Annotated in this window: 12 protein-coding genes and 1 pseudogene; 7 read left to right on the forward strand and 6 right to left on the reverse strand. The window is 61.3% G+C overall.

Going from position 1 to position 15457, the window contains the following annotated elements; genetic code table 11:
- Positions 1–88: 88 nt before the first annotated feature.
- The gene (locus tag HMPREF3036_RS06790) at positions 89–4042 is read left to right on the forward strand and encodes an autotransporter domain-containing protein (protein WP_062332859.1); all 3954 of its coding nucleotides are present in this window, start codon (positions 89–91) and stop codon (positions 4040–4042) included.
- Positions 4043–4218: 176 nt separating this feature from the next.
- Here the strand turns inward: HMPREF3036_RS06790 and HMPREF3036_RS06795 are convergent, their stop codons facing one another.
- From HMPREF3036_RS06795 to HMPREF3036_RS06815, 5 genes are all read right to left on the reverse strand, one after another.
- Positions 4219–5007 carry a HesA/MoeB/ThiF family protein gene (locus HMPREF3036_RS06795; RefSeq protein WP_062332862.1) on the reverse strand — a complete coding sequence of 263 codons (789 nt, stop codon included), beginning with the start codon at positions 5005–5007 and terminating at the stop codon, positions 4219–4221.
- 31 nt (positions 5008–5038) lie between these two features.
- The gene (gene cysK / locus HMPREF3036_RS06800) at positions 5039–5965 is read right to left on the reverse strand and encodes a cysteine synthase A (protein WP_062332865.1); all 927 of its coding nucleotides are present in this window, start codon (positions 5963–5965) and stop codon (positions 5039–5041) included.
- Between the two features lie 338 nt (positions 5966–6303).
- The gene (locus tag HMPREF3036_RS06805; RefSeq protein ID WP_062332868.1) at positions 6304–6747 is read right to left on the reverse strand and encodes a MarR family winged helix-turn-helix transcriptional regulator; all 444 of its coding nucleotides are present in this window, start codon (positions 6745–6747) and stop codon (positions 6304–6306) included.
- Positions 6748–6869: 122 nt separating this feature from the next.
- Positions 6870–7715 carry a dienelactone hydrolase family protein gene (locus HMPREF3036_RS06810; protein WP_005435528.1) on the reverse strand — a complete coding sequence of 282 codons (846 nt, stop codon included), beginning with the start codon at positions 7713–7715 and terminating at the stop codon, positions 6870–6872.
- A gap of 268 nt (positions 7716–7983) precedes the next feature.
- Positions 7984–9774, reverse strand: a complete 1791-nt coding sequence (locus HMPREF3036_RS06815; RefSeq protein WP_062332871.1) for a flavocytochrome c — start codon at positions 9772–9774, stop codon at positions 7984–7986.
- Between the two features lie 824 nt (positions 9775–10598).
- Between HMPREF3036_RS06815 and HMPREF3036_RS06825 the strand changes: the two genes are divergently transcribed.
- A complete protein-coding gene (locus tag HMPREF3036_RS06825; protein ID WP_005435532.1) occupies positions 10599–11102 on the forward strand; it encodes a chorismate mutase in 504 nt (167 codons plus the stop codon).
- 204 nt (positions 11103–11306) lie between these two features.
- On the opposite strand, the gene HMPREF3036_RS06830 is transcribed toward HMPREF3036_RS06825, so the two are convergent.
- Positions 11307–11930 (reverse strand): hypothetical protein, encoded by a 624-nt coding sequence (locus HMPREF3036_RS06830; protein ID WP_062332877.1) that lies wholly within the window; start codon positions 11928–11930, stop codon positions 11307–11309.
- 478 nt (positions 11931–12408) lie between these two features.
- On the opposite strand from HMPREF3036_RS06830, the gene HMPREF3036_RS06835 reads away from it, so the two are divergent.
- The 5 genes and pseudogenes from HMPREF3036_RS06835 (at position 12409) to HMPREF3036_RS12285 (ending at position 14636) form a co-directional block, all read left to right on the forward strand.
- The gene (locus tag HMPREF3036_RS06835; protein ID WP_005435538.1) at positions 12409–13050 is read left to right on the forward strand and encodes a thiol:disulfide interchange protein DsbA/DsbL; all 642 of its coding nucleotides are present in this window, start codon (positions 12409–12411) and stop codon (positions 13048–13050) included.
- Between the two features lie 271 nt (positions 13051–13321).
- On the forward strand, positions 13322–13687 hold the full coding sequence (locus HMPREF3036_RS12275; RefSeq protein WP_231853592.1) for a lyase family protein: 366 nt from the start codon (positions 13322–13324) through the stop codon (positions 13685–13687).
- Entirely contained in the window at positions 13684–14067 is a 384-nt protein-coding gene (locus HMPREF3036_RS12590; protein WP_369818386.1) for a lyase family protein, read from the forward strand. Before HMPREF3036_RS12275 ends, HMPREF3036_RS12590 begins: the two co-directional genes overlap by 4 nt.
- A pseudogene (locus HMPREF3036_RS12595) lies at positions 13997–14418 on the forward strand (lyase family protein). The gene HMPREF3036_RS12590 and the pseudogene HMPREF3036_RS12595 overlap by 71 nt, the downstream one beginning before the upstream one ends.
- The gene (locus tag HMPREF3036_RS12285; RefSeq protein WP_231853594.1) at positions 14385–14636 is read left to right on the forward strand and encodes a hypothetical protein; all 252 of its coding nucleotides are present in this window, start codon (positions 14385–14387) and stop codon (positions 14634–14636) included. Before HMPREF3036_RS12595 ends, HMPREF3036_RS12285 begins: the two are co-directional and overlap by 34 nt.
- The last annotated feature ends 821 nt before the right edge of the window (positions 14637–15457 follow it).

A 15457-nucleotide genomic window follows, 5' to 3' on the forward strand; every position in this document is an offset into this window, starting at 1 on the left:
CCCCCCCCCCCTTCATTCCATGTTTCTTTACTCTTCTTCGTGTCCGCCGCCACTTCGGCAGCGGAGTTTCATCAAGTAGAGAAAAAACATGAACAAGAATTTCAAAGTTGTGTTCAGCAAGGCGCGTGGCGCCCTGATGGTCGTCAACGAACTGACGTCCTCCGTCCAGGCCAAGGGCACGAAGACGGTGATTGCTGCTACGGTGGCTTCGCTTGTGGCGGGCGGCGCCATTGCCAAAGAGATCCCATATGAACAGGCTTCCGGCAATTCCGGCTACTCCGCGACGACGGCCGAGAATCTTCAGATGGAGTTCGAGGCTGACAATGTGCTGAACATGACGATCACGGGCAAGGTTGACACGCGTGCCTACGGTCTCCTTGCGACGGGTGCCGATTCCGTTTACACCAACAAGGGCACGATCAACCTCAATCTTGCGGCCGACGAGAATGCCACGCAGGCTTATCGCGTCAAGGGCATGATGGCCGACAACAACGGTACGGCCGTCAATGAAGGCACCATCACCGTCAGGAACGCCTACGGCATGACCGTCGGCAGCACGGGCAAGAATACGATTACCAACACCGGGACGATTGATGTCAAGTCCGGCGTTGCCATGGAAGTCGCTCCGACGGGCATTCAAGGCTCCGGTCAGGAAGGCTCCAACGCCGTCGCCACGAACGAGGGCACGATCAAGGTTGCTGCCGGCTCCATCGGCGTCCTCATGAGCGGCACGGGCAACACCTTTACCAACAAGGGCACACTCGATGCGACTGGTGCCAAGGCTGTTCACCTTCAGCAGGAAAAGGGCAAGAGGGCGGAAAACAACAAGCTCGTCTTTGAATCGGGTTCTCAGACCAACGGTGACATTTATGTTGGCAATAATGTGACCAACACGACGATCGAATTTGCTGAAGGGGCTAACTTTTCAGGACGCATTGTGGTGAGAAAGGCGGGTGAAGGTGTTTCTGGTACATCAATCACCGCGTCGGGTCAGACTTTCTCCGATCAGCAGACTGGTGCCATTCAGTTCTATGACGGTACAAATTCGTCTATTAGCTTGACGAACGTCAATTTTACCGGCAATACCAGCTTTTATGGCGGTGCGGTTTACTCGTATGCCGAAAATTTTGTCCAGAATGGTGGCGCATACCATGGCAATAAAGCCGTTGACAATGAATCCGGTCCTAATGCCGAGGGGAAGGTCGAGGATGGAGCCTTTGGTGGCGCTCTCATGCTGAAAGGCAACTACAATGTTATTCTTACCGATGTTGACTTTGCAAAGAACTCTGCTTCGGCAGCCAATGGAATGGCCTACGGTGGCGCCATTTGTGCCGACTTCAGCACCGGTAACAATGGTGAAGAAGCTGGTTCGACAGACCTAACTCTCAACATTACCCAAAACATGACCTATGCCGGCAACACTGTGTCGTCCGGCTCTACCGGTAAGGTTTTCGACACCTACGGCTACCATGTTCCGACGGCTGCCGCCGGCGGCTTCCTCTTCCTTGACCGCGGCGTGAGCGTTGCCTTCAACGTCGAGTCCGGCGCAACTCTGACGATCGGTTCGTCGGTCACCACCGACGACACCGACAGCATCGCCTCGTCCATCCCGAACACCAATACCACCAACAACGGCGGCAAGCACGCCCTTGTCAAGAAGGAAGGCGCAGGCGAGCTCGTCATCAACAGCAATCTTGACAAGTACTACGGTACAGTTCAAGTCAATGGCGGACAGATGACGGTGAATTCCAAATGGAACATCAAGAACGAAGTCACCGTTGCCAACGGCGGCACGCTTGCACTTTCGTCCTTTGACACCATGGCCGCCGACGATTCGGGCAATCAGAACGTCACTGGCACTTCCATCGGCGGCTCCATCGTGGTGAACGGCACTCTCCAGACTTCTTCCGCCCAGATCTTCCACACGGGCCTCAACGCCGAAGGTACGAACAAGAACGCCGAAGCTCTCCTAGGCAAGGATGTGACCTTCAATGAAGGTTCCACGCTCGCGCTCACCGATGCTTTCTACAACCTTGACTACGCGCAGAGTGCGGGTGCTCTCATCACGAATGGCAAGGTTACGATGCTCGGCGATCTGATCAACAAGGACACCGTCAACGAGTCCACGCTCGATGGGCTCGAACAGGTTGGTGAAAACGTCGATCTTCCGAATGTCACTGTCAAGGCCGAAGACAAGAACATCCAGATCGGCGGCACGCTTGTTTCCGGCGAAGATGCGACTACCAGTCTTCGTGAAGAAAGTCTGAGCGTCGGTTCCATCGATCTCGGCGAAGCCACCCGCGTAACCGTTGCAGGCGGCAAGACGCTTACGCTCGCAGGCAACGGTGAACAGATCATCAAGACGTCTGACGCTGCCGGTGCGAAGATCGTGGTTGAGAACGGCACGCTCACCCTCGGCGGCACGGTCTCCAATGGCGGCACGGTTGAGGATGTTGAAGTTCAGACGAACGGCCAGATGAAGGTGGTCGGAGACGCCACCTACACGATCGACAAGCTTTCCGGTTCGGGCAACGTCTATGTTGGTACTGACGCTCAGGCCGGCGATGTCATCATCAACGACATTTCGGAAATGACCGGCATGATCTTTGCCGACCCCGAAAAAGCCTCTTCCGCTTCTGAAACGTCCGGCGGCTCTGTTGCGGGCTTCTCCGATGCCGCCACCCCGGCCAAGGCCTACCTCGTTGCCGGCCGCAACGCTCTCTGGGCTACCGACGCTGCAAAGGCTGAAGGCGTTGCCGCCTTCAACAAGATCGGTTCCGCTCAGGGGCTCGCCTGGGGTGAAGACGTGACGGCTGCCCTCTATGTCGGCAAGACGCTTCAGCTCGGCACGACCGGAAGCGTCCTCGTTGACGGCTCTGCAACTAGCGACAACGTGGCCAATCGTGTGAATGGCACCGCCACGGTCAACGCCAAGGGCATGCTCATTGTCAACCAGAACGTCGGTGAAGCCATTGTCGGCGGCAACGTCGTTCTGGCCGAGGGTTCGTATCTCGGCGTCGTCAATTCCTCGGTCGGCGAATTCAAGCTCGCCTCCGGCACCGTGACCGACAACGGCACTGAAGTCGTGACGGACAACCCCTTCATCCAGGGTTCGATCAATGCCGCTGACAAGACCGTCGTCAACAAGCTTGACGCTGAATCCGGTCTCGGCGCCGTCGCCTCAACCGGCGTTCAGGCCATGGCCCGCCGTGCCGACTTCGTCATGACGGAGACGGTTGCCAACCGCACCTCGCTCGATCAGCCGATGCACGCCGGCGTCAACCTCTGGGCAGACGTCTCGGGCGAACGCTATGAAGCCGACAAGCTTGACAACAACGGCAGCTTCCGCGCCGATGCGGCCTACGCCACGTTCGGCGGCGACGTCGAAGTCCTCGAAGGCCTGACCGCCGGTCTCGCCCTCCAGTATGGCGACGCATCGCTCCGCAGCGACGTCTCCGGCATCAAGAACGACATCACCAGCTACGGTCTTACGGCCTACGCCGGCAAGTCGTTCGGCGCCGCGAAGGTCGTCGGCGAACTCGCCTGGCTCAAGTCCGAAAACGACATCACGGCCCACCAGACCGCGCTCAACCAGAAGCTTGACGCGAACATCTGGTCCGCCGGCGTGCGCGCCCAGTACGAACTCGCCGCGGGCTCCTTCAAGTTCGTGCCGAGCATCGGTCTGCGCGTCTCCCGCCTTGAAACGGACGACATGACCGTCGGTTCCATCAAGGTTGACGAAGGCGACCTCACCTATGTCCAGATGCCGATTTCGCTCCGCATCTCGGGCTTCGAGGCCGACGCCGCGGGCTGGACCCTTGCTCCGAGCTTCAAGGTCGCCTATGTCCCGACCTTCGGCGACAAGGAAGTCAAGGTCCTCGGCTACAGCCAGGACGTCCTTGACATGAGTCCGGTCCAGGCCGACTTCGGTCTGCGCGCCGTCAACGGCAATCTCATGTTCAATGTCGACATGATGTTGGGTGGCGGCGAAGCCGGCACGTCCTCCATCGGCGGCAAGGTCGGCGTCAAGTACGCCTTCTGATCCTGAGATGATGCGCCTGCGGGGCAAATGCTCCGCAGCCTGACGTCAAAGGCAGGGCGCCCGGTACCTTCAGGAGGAGCCGGACGCCCTTTTCTTTGGATCGTTTCCGACAGAACGACCCCGGACTTTCGTCTCGGGGCCGTTCCTTTTGTTTGGCTTGAGCGCTCTCTTCTCTTTCAGTGCCTTTCGCCGCAGACGGGGCAGCGCTTCCTGCGCTTCACCCTGATGGTGTCGAACTGCATGTTGAGCGCGTCGATGAAGAGCATCCTGCCGCAGAGCGTCGAGCCGATGCCTGCGGCGATCTTCAGGGCCTCGGTGGCCTGAAGGGTCCCCACGATGCCCGTGACCGACGAAAAGACGCCGACGGCTGCGGCCTTGACGTCGTTGCCCGGATCGTCCTCCTCGAAGATGCACTCGAAGCAGGGAGATTCGGGCACGGAAGGATCGAAGACGGTGAGCTGGCCCGAAAATCGCACGGCGGACGCAAAGACGAGGGGCTTCCCTGCATCATGCGCGGCCCTCGAGACCGCGATGCGGGTTGCGAGGTTGTCCGTGCAGTCGAGGATCACGTCCGCATTCTTCACGAGGGCCTTGAGCTTCACGGCGTCCGCGAATTCGGGCACGGGGATGATGCGGCAATGGGGATTGAGCCTCTCGACCGCGATGACGGCGCTCTTGGCCTTGTTGACGTTGACCGTCGACGTCGTGTGAAGGATCTGGCGCGAGAGGTTCGAGACCGAAACCGTGTCGGCGTCGACCACCGTGATCGTGCCCGCGCCTGCAGCGGCGAGGTAGAGGATGGCGGGAGAGCCAAGGCCCCCTGCTCCGATCACAAGAAAGTGCGCGCTGCTGATGGCGGCCTGCCCCTTCTCTCCGAGCTCGCGCAGAATCATCTGGCGGCTCACGCGCTCCCTGAGGTCTCCGGGAAAGACGTTCCCGCTGGCTTCGTGCTCAAGATCCTTCATGATTTTTGTGACTCCGTGAGGCTGATGCGTCTTATTCGGCGTAGAGAACCGTGGAGAGATAGCGCTCGCCGTTGTCGGGGAAGATCACGACGATGTTCCTACCTTCGTTTTCGGGGCGCTTCGCGAGTTCCGTCGCGGCATGGAGGGCGGCGCCGCCCGATATGCCGATGAGGATGCCTTCGGCTTTCGGGAGGGCGCGCGCAGCTGCGATCGCGGCGTCGTTCGGCACGCGGAAGACCTCGTCGACCACCGAGGCGTCGTAGTTGCCCGGCACGAAGTTCGCGCCGATGCCCTGGATGGCGTGTGGACCGGCCTTGCCGCCCGAGAGCACGGGACTTGCATCAGGCTCGACCGCCACCACCTTGACGGCGGGATTCTTCTTCTTGAGATAGCGCCCGTTGCCCGTCACCGTGCCCGACGTGCCCACGCCCGCGACAAACATGTCGACATGTCCGTCCGTGTCGGCCCAGATCTCGGGACCGGTCGTGAGGTAGTGGGCGAGCGGATTGGCGGGGTTTTCGAACTGCTGCGGAATGAAGCTGCCGGGAATCTCGCGGGCGAGTTCCTCGGCCTTCTCGATGGCGCCCTTCATGCCGGCGGCGCCGGGCGTGAGGACCACTTCTGCGCCGTAGGCCTTGAGCAGCATGCGGCGCTCGACGCTCATCGTCTCAGGCATCGTGAAGATGGCGCGATAGCCGCGGGCGGCGGCAATGCTCGCGAGCCCGATGCCCGTGTTGCCCGAGGTGGGCTCGATGATGACGGCGCCCGGACCGATGAGGCCTGTCTTTTCCGCTTCGAGGATCATCTGGCGCGCGGCGCGGTCCTTGACGCTCCCGGCGGGATTGAGGGCCTCGATCTTGGCGATGACGTTCGCCTTGAGGCCGTGGAGCCTCATCCAGTTGTTGAGCTGCAGAAGCGGCGTGCCGCCGACAAGTTCAAGGCTCGACTGATGAATCATGATGTTTCTCCTGTGCGTGTTTGGAGTTGTCGTTGTGCTGCGGGATCTCCGTCCGGCGTCCGAAGGTGTCTTCCCGACGGATGCCCGCCTGCTCCACTCTCCCGGGAAGAACGCCGTCCGGCGCCCGAGAACACCCGTCCTGCAGGCGTTCGCATAATTCCTGAGTGAGTTGGTAGGAAATTGGATCCTACTCCATCACACGCTGTTTTGCAATGGTTTGCGTCTCTGCGCCCGAAGCAGATCAAAGCGCGGAGGTCGTCCGTCGATCTTAGCAAAGATGAGGGCCGGGCTGTGGTTGAGATCAGGGCGGAAAGCTCGTCGGAAGTGTCCGGAGGGCCTCAGGCGGACTTGTCGGAGGAAAAGCCGTTGAGGATTCTCGCGAGGAGCGCTTCGGCGAATCGGGCCTCGTCGGGCGTGAGCGAGCGCGTCACGAGGGCGTCGAGTTCGGAGGAGATGCGTTTGGACACGGGGATGAACGCCCTGCCCTTTTCGGTAAGCCTCAGGTTGATGACACGTGAGTCCTCGGCCGAGCGCTCGCGCGCGACGTAGCCCAGATCTACGAGCTTCGTGACGAGGGCTGAAACGGTGGACTTCGAGCGGTGCGTGAGGCGTGAGAGCTCCATCACCGTGGCGGTTTCCTGTTCGGTCAGCACGTGCAGGATGTCGCCGTGGCACGGGAGCAGTTCGCCCATGCCTTCGCGCTTGAGCGACTCGAGAATGAATGTTGAGGTGGCCTCCGAGAGGCGGCCTGCAAGAAAGGGGATGCGGGTGTTTTCCTTCATGAGGCGATGTTAGTTCGAGGGCGAACGAAAGTCAACGAACCGCAGGACGAAAAGGCCCGCTGGAGGCATGAAGCCTGCGGCGGGCCGTGCGCATGACGGATTGGGTGGAATCCGGGCGTCGACTACTTGAGGAGGACGTCCTTGAGGAACTTGTCCTCGGCCTCGCGAGCCTCAGGCTCGTTCATGAGCGTGTGCGGCGCGTCCTTGATGAGGACGATGCGGGCGTTGGGATTGCCCTGGAGCGCCTTGCTGCAGTTGCCGACGGCCTCGTGGTTGCCGAGATAGGGATTGGCCTGCGAGAAGTACTTGTCCTTCGAGCTCATGATGTTGAGGACGGGCATGCCGTCGGGAATTCTCGTCTTGTGCTGGACGACGTGGTAGTTGTTTTCGCACGACCAGGAGAAGATGATGCGGCCCGCTTCGGCGGGTGCGGCTTCGGCGCGCACGTAGCGGGCCACGGCGACTGCGCCTTCGCTCGTGCCTGCGATCACGAACCTGCCGTTGAACCAGGGCTGTTTCGCCAGGAATTCGACGGCCGCCGTGAGTTCGCTCGCACGAAGCGCGTGGATCTTCTCATAGTCCATCGGGTCGATGGGCGAGGTGTAGGTCATGCGGTCGGGGAGCTGGAAGGAGTCGGCCGTGAAGCTTGCGATGCCGAGCTCGTCCGCGAGACGCTTCTGGAAGGCCTTGATCTGCGGATTGATGCCGCCCGAGCCGTGCACGAAAATCACGGCGGGCGCCTTTCCCTTCGTTTCGGGCGCGCGGATGTTGGTGCCTTCGTATGTCTTGTCGCCCGTCACGGATGCGGGCAGCACCGTCCAGGACTGCGCCATGGCCTCGGCCATCGTGCGGTCGGTCTGCACCCAGGCCTTCCCCTTGATCGTGCCCTGCGGCACGTCGGCGGACATGGCGGGCGCGGCGAGCGCAATGAGAAGCGCGGCGGCAAGTGCGGAAATCCTTGTGTTCATGGTCTCTCTCTCCTTGATGAACGTTCGTGCGCACCGGGACTCGGGTCGATTCACCCGTCGTGCTGCAGGCGCATCCTGCCAAGAATAGTCGTATTGCCCGCATTCGGGCGAGCGCCGAAAAACTCTGAAACAACGAGCGGCCATGGGTCGTCGTGGCGCCGTGTCGTCATGCTCAACAACGATAAAGGCCCTCCTTCAGACGGGCTCCCGGATGGACGGGAGCCCGAAGGAGAGCCTTCCGGCATGCTCAGGCCTGCGCCGTCACGGATTATTTGCCCTGAGCGGCGTTCGTGCCGGCGGTTCGGCCGAAGACCATGCAGTCGGCGATGGCGTTGCCGCCGAGGCGGTTGGAGCCGTGGATGCCGCCCGTCGTTTCACCGGCGGCGTAGAGGCCCGGAATCACCTTGCCGTTGATGTCAAGCACCTGTGCGTCGGCGTTGATCTGCAGGCCGCCCATCGTGTGGTGGACGGTCGGGACCTTCTGGCAGGCGTACCAGGGGCCTTCGGTCATGACCTTGTCGGCCTTGTTGTTGGCGACGAAGCCGAGCGGATCCTTCTTTTCACCGCGTACGACGGCGTTGTAGGTGTCGATCGAACCCTTGAGGTTTTCGACCGGCATCTTGAGCTTGGCGGCAAGCTCCTCGAGCGTGTCGGCTGCGACGACGCGGCCGAGATCGATCATGTCGCCCACCTTGGCGCCGTTGCGGTCAACCCACGTGAGGCTCGGATAGCGCAGATGGTTGACGAGCACGTAGTAGGTCGAGTCCTTCTGTGCGAAGATGGCCTTGGCGAGGACGTCGCGGGCTGCGCCTTCATTGACGAAGCGGTTGCCGTCCGTGTTGATGAAGACGCGGTTGCGGCCCGACGTGCGGATCATTTCCATGAGGCCCGTGCCCGGCGTGCCGCAGGGATGAACCTGAATGTCGGCCATGCCGATCACGTTCGCGCCGACTTCCTTGCCCATCAGGATGCCGGAGCCCTGGGCGGACTTCTGGAAGTTCGTGCAGCCGATGCTCTTGCCGAGGTCGTAGTCTTTGAAGACGCCCGTGTTGACTTCCTGACGGAGCTTCACGTTGGCGCCGAAGCCGCCGGTTGCAATGATCACGCCCTTTTCAGCCTTGAAGAGCGTGTAGCGGCCGGTCTTGTTGTGCTTGGCAAGCACGCCCGTCACGCGGCCGTCGGCGTCCTTGAGCACGTCTTTGGCTTCAATGTCGGTGATGACCTGCACGTTGGGATGCTCGGCGATGTACTTCTCGAAGACGCGGATGTAGGAGTTGCCCGACGGAGTGGCGGGATAGTGGGAGCGCTGCCAGAGCGCGCCCGTGGCCGTGCCGACCTCGTCCTTGAACTTCACGCCGATCGATTCGAGCCATTCGACGGCGGGATAGGCGCCTTCACAGAGGTGTTTGACGAGCTCGGGGTTGCCCACGTTGTGGCCGCCCTTGAGCGTCTGGTCGATGTGTTTCGCAACGGAGTCCTCAATGCCGAGCTTGGGCTGGCGGATCGGGTCGGCCGCATTGAGCGCGCCTTCGGAGACGTTCGTCGAGCCGCCGAGAAGGCCGAGCTTTTCGAGCACGATCACGTCGGCGCCCGCCTGGGAGGCGGCGACCGCAGCGGCAAGGCCGGAACCGCCGCCGCCGATGATGACGACCTGCGTCTTCATCGTGTTGGGGAGCGCCTTGTACTCTTCAACATTCTTCTTCAGGTCCTTGAGGTCCTCGGCGGAAACCTTGGCCTGCTTGAGGCATTCGCCCACGGCGTACTTGAGCGCCATCGAGCTGATCGTGGCGCCCGTGACGCCGTCAACGCCGAGACTCTGCTTTTCGAGAATCCTGCCGCCCACCTTTTCAAGGGCGAGCTGGCCGACGCCGATCGTCTCAAGGTTCTTCGACCAGTCGATCTTCTCGATTTTGTGCTTCGAAACCGTGACGGCGACCGTCATGGCGGCATTGTGCGCGTTCACTTTGTAGGTGTAGGTGCCGGGCACGTAGGTGGCGGCGGAAGCGGACATCGAGGCGACGGCAAGTGCGGCGGCCGCGGCGATCGTGGTGAGTTTCATGGTGGTTCTCCTCTTGAGTTGCGCGCGCTGCCTGAAGCCGTGGTCAATGGGCGTCAAAAAAAAAGTCGGCGCGCAGGCCGGCAAGGCGGCGCTTGAACGCGGAGACCTTGCGCGGTGCGTAATGATGATATCAATCAAAGCTCCGTCGCGATCATGGGGTTAACCCTCGCCTTTTTGACCTGACCGACGAAGTCCGATGGTTGTTTTGAGCCGCGCGTCCGGGAACGCCGTGCCGACGCCTCCGACTGCAGGCCTCATCGTCATCATCCGCATCTTCCGCGTCGGCGTCTTCAGGCTCGTGCATGGAGGGCGCCTGCGAGGGGATCTTGTCGACAAAAGACAGTCTGTTCCCGACCGTTTCCGCCGATTGGGCGGTATCGCCTAGGGAGAGCACCCGAGGCGCCTTGATGGGCGTCGAAGAACAGCGAGAAAGCCTGAAACGACTGTGCCCGAGCCCTTGCGAAGCGCTGAGCGATGAGGCACCATGTGTCTCAAGGGAGGCGCGACCTGTTCCGAGAACGGGCGGCACAAAAACTCCCTGCCAGATTCCTCTTCGTCGAGAGCGGCCCACGGCGCAGTGTTCGACGAGCCTTCAGAGGCCTGCGACGGCTTGAGATCCGCGCGGGCCTTTTCGATTGAGTGCAGCCTTCCGGCCCTTTTCCAAGGGCGGAATCGAATCAACAGGCCGGAGGGGATTTCACCAACAAGGCGCGGAATCAGGCATGATGTGAAATGCGGACCGCAGGGGACCGCCTCAACGCCAGGGCCGACCGGCCGGCATCCCCTTCTCCATGCCTTCAGAACAAAGACCAGACGGAGCATCCATGACCGACAGCACGACCAAGAAGCCCGCGGAGCTTGAAAGCCTTCGCGCCGACATCGACCGCAGCGACGAAGCCATCGTCGGCGCACTTCGCACGCGGCTGGGCGCCGTCAGGCGCATCGCCGAGGTCAAGCGCCTTCAGGGCCTTCCCGTCTACGACGCCGTGCGCGAGGCGTCCCTTCTCTACAAGTTGCGCTCGATGGCGGGTTCCGACGTCGAGGGTGTCGCCCTGCCCGTCTACCGCACGATGATGGCCGCGGCCCGCCGCTTCGAGGCCCAGAGTCAGGAGGCGGGCGAAGCCGTCTCCGGCACCGTCACCCTGCGTCTGCGAAGCCCCGCCGACTTCACCGCCGTCACGGAAATCTTCGCCGTGCACGACTACGTGCCTGAAAGCCTCTCCTGGGTCAATCCTGTCATCGTGCTCTCCGCCACGAAGCCCCTGCCCGCCTCCATGGTCCGCGACCTGCGCGAGCACGGCATCCGCATCGAGGCACAGAACGCCTGAGCGCGTTCAGCCTGAACGCATTTGAAGAGGCCGGCAGCAGACGATCCGCCGGCCTTTTTGATATGGCTGAAAATAAAAGACCCTGACAGGAACCCTATTCTGCGGAGGGGCTTCCCTTGACGCGCTGCCGCCCGCCGCAACAGGCTAAACCCGTTGTTGCTGCGCGAAAAAGGCCGTCCTTCTGGACGGCCTTTCGTCGGCTGATCATTCGGGTCTGCTGCACGCCATGGCGAAGCTTCGCTCGAAGATCTCGCCATCGCGGTCCTCGATCTGGGTGGACGCCTTCGGGTCGATGCGCCCGTCGAAGATGTTGACCCAATTGCGAGAGAGGCGACGCCTGCCGAACAGCTCGCCCTTCATGAAGGGGGCGGCGGTGAGCACGCGCTCGACGGCGCGCAGTCTTCTGCCTTCGCAGTCGACCTCGAATCGGGTCGCGGTCGTGCGGACGTACTTGAACCTGAGGCTCAGGTCCGCGAGGTCCTCGGGATAGTTCATGAGGCCGTACCAGGCGCTCGTCCTGCTGTCGGCCTTCCAGAAGGCCATGACGGTCCCGAACTCCTGACGGCCGACCCAACCGTCATATTCGACATAGCCGTCGGCGAGCATCTTCATCGGAAAGCCCCAGACGGCGATCACGCTCTCAAGGGACGGCATTGCCGGCGCCTCCTGACGGGGAGCGCTCGGGCAAACCTTCACCGGCAAGTCCTTGTTCGCCTTTTCCTGAGGCGCTTCCCGCCCCTCCTCTGCGGCTTCGCAGACGGCGGAGCCGAGGACGGCGAGGCATCCAGCGGCGGCAGCCAGGGTTCGGGTCTTCTGTTCGAATGTCATGGTGAGGTTGTCAAAAAAGCTCTTCTGTTTGACTGAGTTCCGACATTTTAGGCACTTTTCCTTAGTCCTGTTTGATTTTTTTTGCAATGAAAACGCCGTCTTTACGCGACCTTGCGTTGGCTCGGGAACGTTTCGGCATGATGGCCGAGCCCCTTGGCGTAACAAGTCGCTGCCTTTTGACCTCTGTGCCCTCGCCCGACCCGAGCTGATGGTCGAGAGCCTTCCCGAGTCGAACAAGGGCAACCTCACGTGCTTCCCGCGCCCTGACGAGGCCCTCGCTTCAGCCTGAAATTCCGAACCTGCGCCTTCGTCGTACACATGTGAGGCGAAGGCGCATTTTTGTGCCGAATTGTCTCTGGTATCCGGCGAATTTGATCCTGATCAAGCGTTTTAAGCCTCGCCCAAGGGTTTTTCGCTAAACTCAGATCTGGTCAAATTTTTCATACGGCACCTTCTGTAAAAATAAGGACAACCCGCCATGATCTCCCGTCGTGATCTTCTCTGCGCCGGCGCGCTCGCTCCGCTTTCGACGTATTCCTTTGCCGCTCCCGCCTACAAGGCCGGCAAGGAGTACCTGACCGTTCACCCGATGGCCCCCACGCCGGCGGACAAGATCGAAGTCGTTGAATTCTTCGCCTACACCTGCCCGCACTGCCTGCAGTTCCACCCGGTCTTCCATGAGTGGGCGCAGAAGGCCCCCGAGGACGTCAGCATCCGCATCTGCCCCGTCGCCTGGCAGCCGAAGTACCTTCCGTTCACGGACACCTACTTCGCGCTCGAGGCCCTTGGTCTGCTTGACAGCCTGAGCATGCCGTTCTTCGAAAGCATCATCTACCAGACGCGCTCCTACAACTTCGACAGCGCCACCCGCGACATCCATGACTTCATGGTCGAAGCCGGCGTCGACGGCGCCAAGTGGGACGCCACGTTCAACAGCTTCGGCGTGAAGAACAAGTCCCGCAACGCCACGATGCTCTGGAACGCCTACCAGATCGACTCCACGCCTATGGTCGGCGTCGGCGGCAAGTTCACGACCGGCCCCCACCTCGCCGGTTCCCGCCAGGGCACGCCCGCCGTGATCGACTACCTCGTCGACCAGATGCGCACGCTCAGAAAGTAATTCCGAACGTCATTCCCGCAGTCCTCACGGACCTGTACGAACGCCTCCGACGTCACGCGACGCGGAGGCGTTTTGTTTGAGGCTGAAATTTAGCAAAACTGTGGTTGAGCGGTAGAAATCGTGTTCATTCTCGTCTTTGAGAGCTTGGGATTCAGGATTTCTTCATCAGACGGGCGGACATGAAGCGCGCCCGTCGAATCCTCAACCCAATCTTCAATGAAGGAAACCAGGCCACGACCACGACCCGCATCAACGCGACTGCCTCGGCACCATGGAAATTCCCGACGACCGCTACTACGGCATTCAGACCAGTCGGATGGTGAAGGTCTCAGGGTGCGCCCATCTTCCTGTCATCTTTTATCCCGGCATGCACCGTGCGCTCTTTCGCATCAAGAAGGCCTGCGCGCTCGCCAACGCCGAAATCGGCGCCCTGAAGCCCGAGATTTCGCGAGCTGTCGTTGAGGCGTGCGACCGCGCGCTCGCGGGCGAATTCGACAAGGAATTTCAGCTCGACATGTGGCTGGCCGGCGGCTACACCTGCGTCAACATGAACGTGAACGAAGTGATCGGCAAAGCCGCCAACGAAATCCTCACGGGTCGCAAGGTCAGGACGCCGTGCACCCGAACACCCATGTGAACAAGGCCCAGTCGACGAACGACACCATTCCGTCCGCCACGCACCTTGCCGTAGCGTCTGAGCTCGACCGCATCATCGAAGGCGTCGAGGTGCCCGGCGACGTCTTCGCCGCGAAGGCTGAGGCCTTCAGGCACGTCGTCAAGCTCGGCCGCACCTGCTGGCAGGACGTGCTCCCGCACACGCTCGGAGAGGAGTTCGGCGGCTATGACGCTCTCATGCGGCGTCTGGCCGGCAAGCTCCGTGCCGTGCTTCCGGGGTGCTTTGAGATCTGCATGGGCCGGCACGGGGCTCGGAGCCGATCCCGGGTACATGGACGCCCTCTACCGCCACCCTTCCGACATCTATGGCGAAGAGGTCCGCCCGACGGCGTCTCTCTTTGACGGCCTGCAGAACGCAGACTTCTTCGTGACGGTCTGGGGGCTCGTCAAGGAGGTCGCGACCTTGCTCTCCAAGATCACTAGGGACCTGCGCCTCATGAGCAGCGGCCCGCGCTCGGGCTTCATGGAGGTCCGGCTGCCGCCCTGAGTCTCGGAAGCTCCATCATGCCGGGCAAGATCAACCCGACGCTTTCCGAGATGGTGATCCAGATCGCCCACCAGGTTGTCGGCAACGACGTCGCCGTCTCCATGGCAACGACGAGGGCGAACTTGACCTCAACGTTTGGGATGCCACCTTCTACAAGTGCCTCTTCGAGAGCATGCAGCTCGTCGGCGACGAACTCGTCATCCTGAGGCGCGACTGCGTCGAGGGCATCGTCGCCTGCGAGGATCGCTGCCCCGCTGAAGCCGAAAGCTCCATCGCGCTCTCGCGCGTCCTCGCAACCATCTTCGGCTACCCCGAGGGCGTGAAGGTCGCCCACTACTGCGAAGAGCACGGCGTCACCGTGAAGGAGGCCGTCCTCGTCTCAACGAGGCCGACGCCGACCGACTCATCGATCCCATCCTCATGACCGACCCCGAGGCCATGGCTCGCGCCATCGCCGAATTCTGGGCGCGCATCGACGGCTGATGACATTCGACTGAGACGAAGACCGTGTGTCCGGGCCCCTCCGGCGAGGTGCTGCATTCCTCTCCGGTGGGGCCTCCTTCTTTTTAGAAGTCCTGAACGGGACCTCTGTTCTCGAGATTCGACATAGGTCAAATCAGGTAAGGGAAAATTTACACTTCAGCCTTGCATACCGTCGACCCGCCCTGCTTCAGGCCCCATGACATCGGTCGAGAGAGGGTTGAGAGAGGCCTCCGGGGACCGTCATCCTTACAGTCGTACTGCAGTTGCCGGCATGTGGATGTTCTGCAAGCGACTGTCATGCAGGCACTGTGAGGAGGCTGGTTTTCTCATATGTTCTGAAGGGGCCTCCGGAGAGCATACTTGTCCCGGATTTGTCTCAATGAGTACACTTCCGTATTCAGGCAGGCGGGCAGGCTCATTTTCTGCTCCACTTTTGCGTGCCTTCCTCTGCGCGAATTCTCTCATGGATTCAAAAGCTTTCGGTTCTGTTATGAGCAGAGAAACGCTAGGGTTATCCCCTTACGCAAGGAAGGGCAAAGTAGTGCATTCTTCTCAAGAGGCTGTCCGATCCACCTGCCTCCGGTGACGGGACATCCTCACGCGCTCCGTCGGCACTCTTCCTTTCGACAGAGCTGCGCCCCTCCCTCAACCATCGGGAGGGCTGCCTGCTCATGAAGCATGGCATCGTTTGGCCCGGAGCGCCTCCAGTCAAGGCGCCGGGCCTTCTTTTTTGGTTCATCTCGGAAGTCCGTGGAACGCGGC

It is taken from the genome of Sutterella sp. KLE1602 (assembly GCF_001578585.1).
Taxonomy (GTDB): domain Bacteria; phylum Pseudomonadota; class Gammaproteobacteria; order Burkholderiales; family Burkholderiaceae_F; genus Sutterella; species Sutterella wadsworthensis_A.

What these genes read in the sequence shown, in the direction of transcription:
- HMPREF3036_RS06810 (WP_005435528.1), bottom strand. Translation starts at nt 7,715, where the DNA reads ATGAACACAAGGATTTCCGCACTTGCCGCCGCGCTTCTCATTGCGCTC.
- HMPREF3036_RS12275 (WP_231853592.1), top strand. Translation starts at nt 13,322, where the DNA reads ATGGAAATTCCCGACGACCGCTACTACGGCATTCAGACCAGTCGGATG.
- HMPREF3036_RS06790 (WP_062332859.1), top strand. Translation starts at nt 89, where the DNA reads ATGAACAAGAATTTCAAAGTTGTGTTCAGCAAGGCGCGTGGCGCCCTG.
- HMPREF3036_RS06805 (WP_062332868.1), bottom strand. Translation starts at nt 6,747, where the DNA reads ATGAAGGAAAACACCCGCATCCCCTTTCTTGCAGGCCGCCTCTCGGAG.
- cysK (WP_062332865.1), bottom strand. Translation starts at nt 5,965, where the DNA reads ATGATTCATCAGTCGAGCCTTGAACTTGTCGGCGGCACGCCGCTTCTG.
- HMPREF3036_RS06825 (WP_005435532.1), top strand. Translation starts at nt 10,599, where the DNA reads ATGACCGACAGCACGACCAAGAAGCCCGCGGAGCTTGAAAGCCTTCGC.
- HMPREF3036_RS06830 (WP_062332877.1), bottom strand. Translation starts at nt 11,930, where the DNA reads ATGACATTCGAACAGAAGACCCGAACCCTGGCTGCCGCCGCTGGATGC.
- HMPREF3036_RS06835 (WP_005435538.1), top strand. Translation starts at nt 12,409, where the DNA reads ATGATCTCCCGTCGTGATCTTCTCTGCGCCGGCGCGCTCGCTCCGCTT.
- HMPREF3036_RS06815 (WP_062332871.1), bottom strand. Translation starts at nt 9,774, where the DNA reads ATGAAACTCACCACGATCGCCGCGGCCGCCGCACTTGCCGTCGCCTCG.
- HMPREF3036_RS12285 (WP_231853594.1), top strand. Translation starts at nt 14,385, where the DNA reads ATGCAGCTCGTCGGCGACGAACTCGTCATCCTGAGGCGCGACTGCGTC.
- HMPREF3036_RS06795 (WP_062332862.1), bottom strand. Translation starts at nt 5,007, where the DNA reads ATGAAGGATCTTGAGCACGAAGCCAGCGGGAACGTCTTTCCCGGAGAC.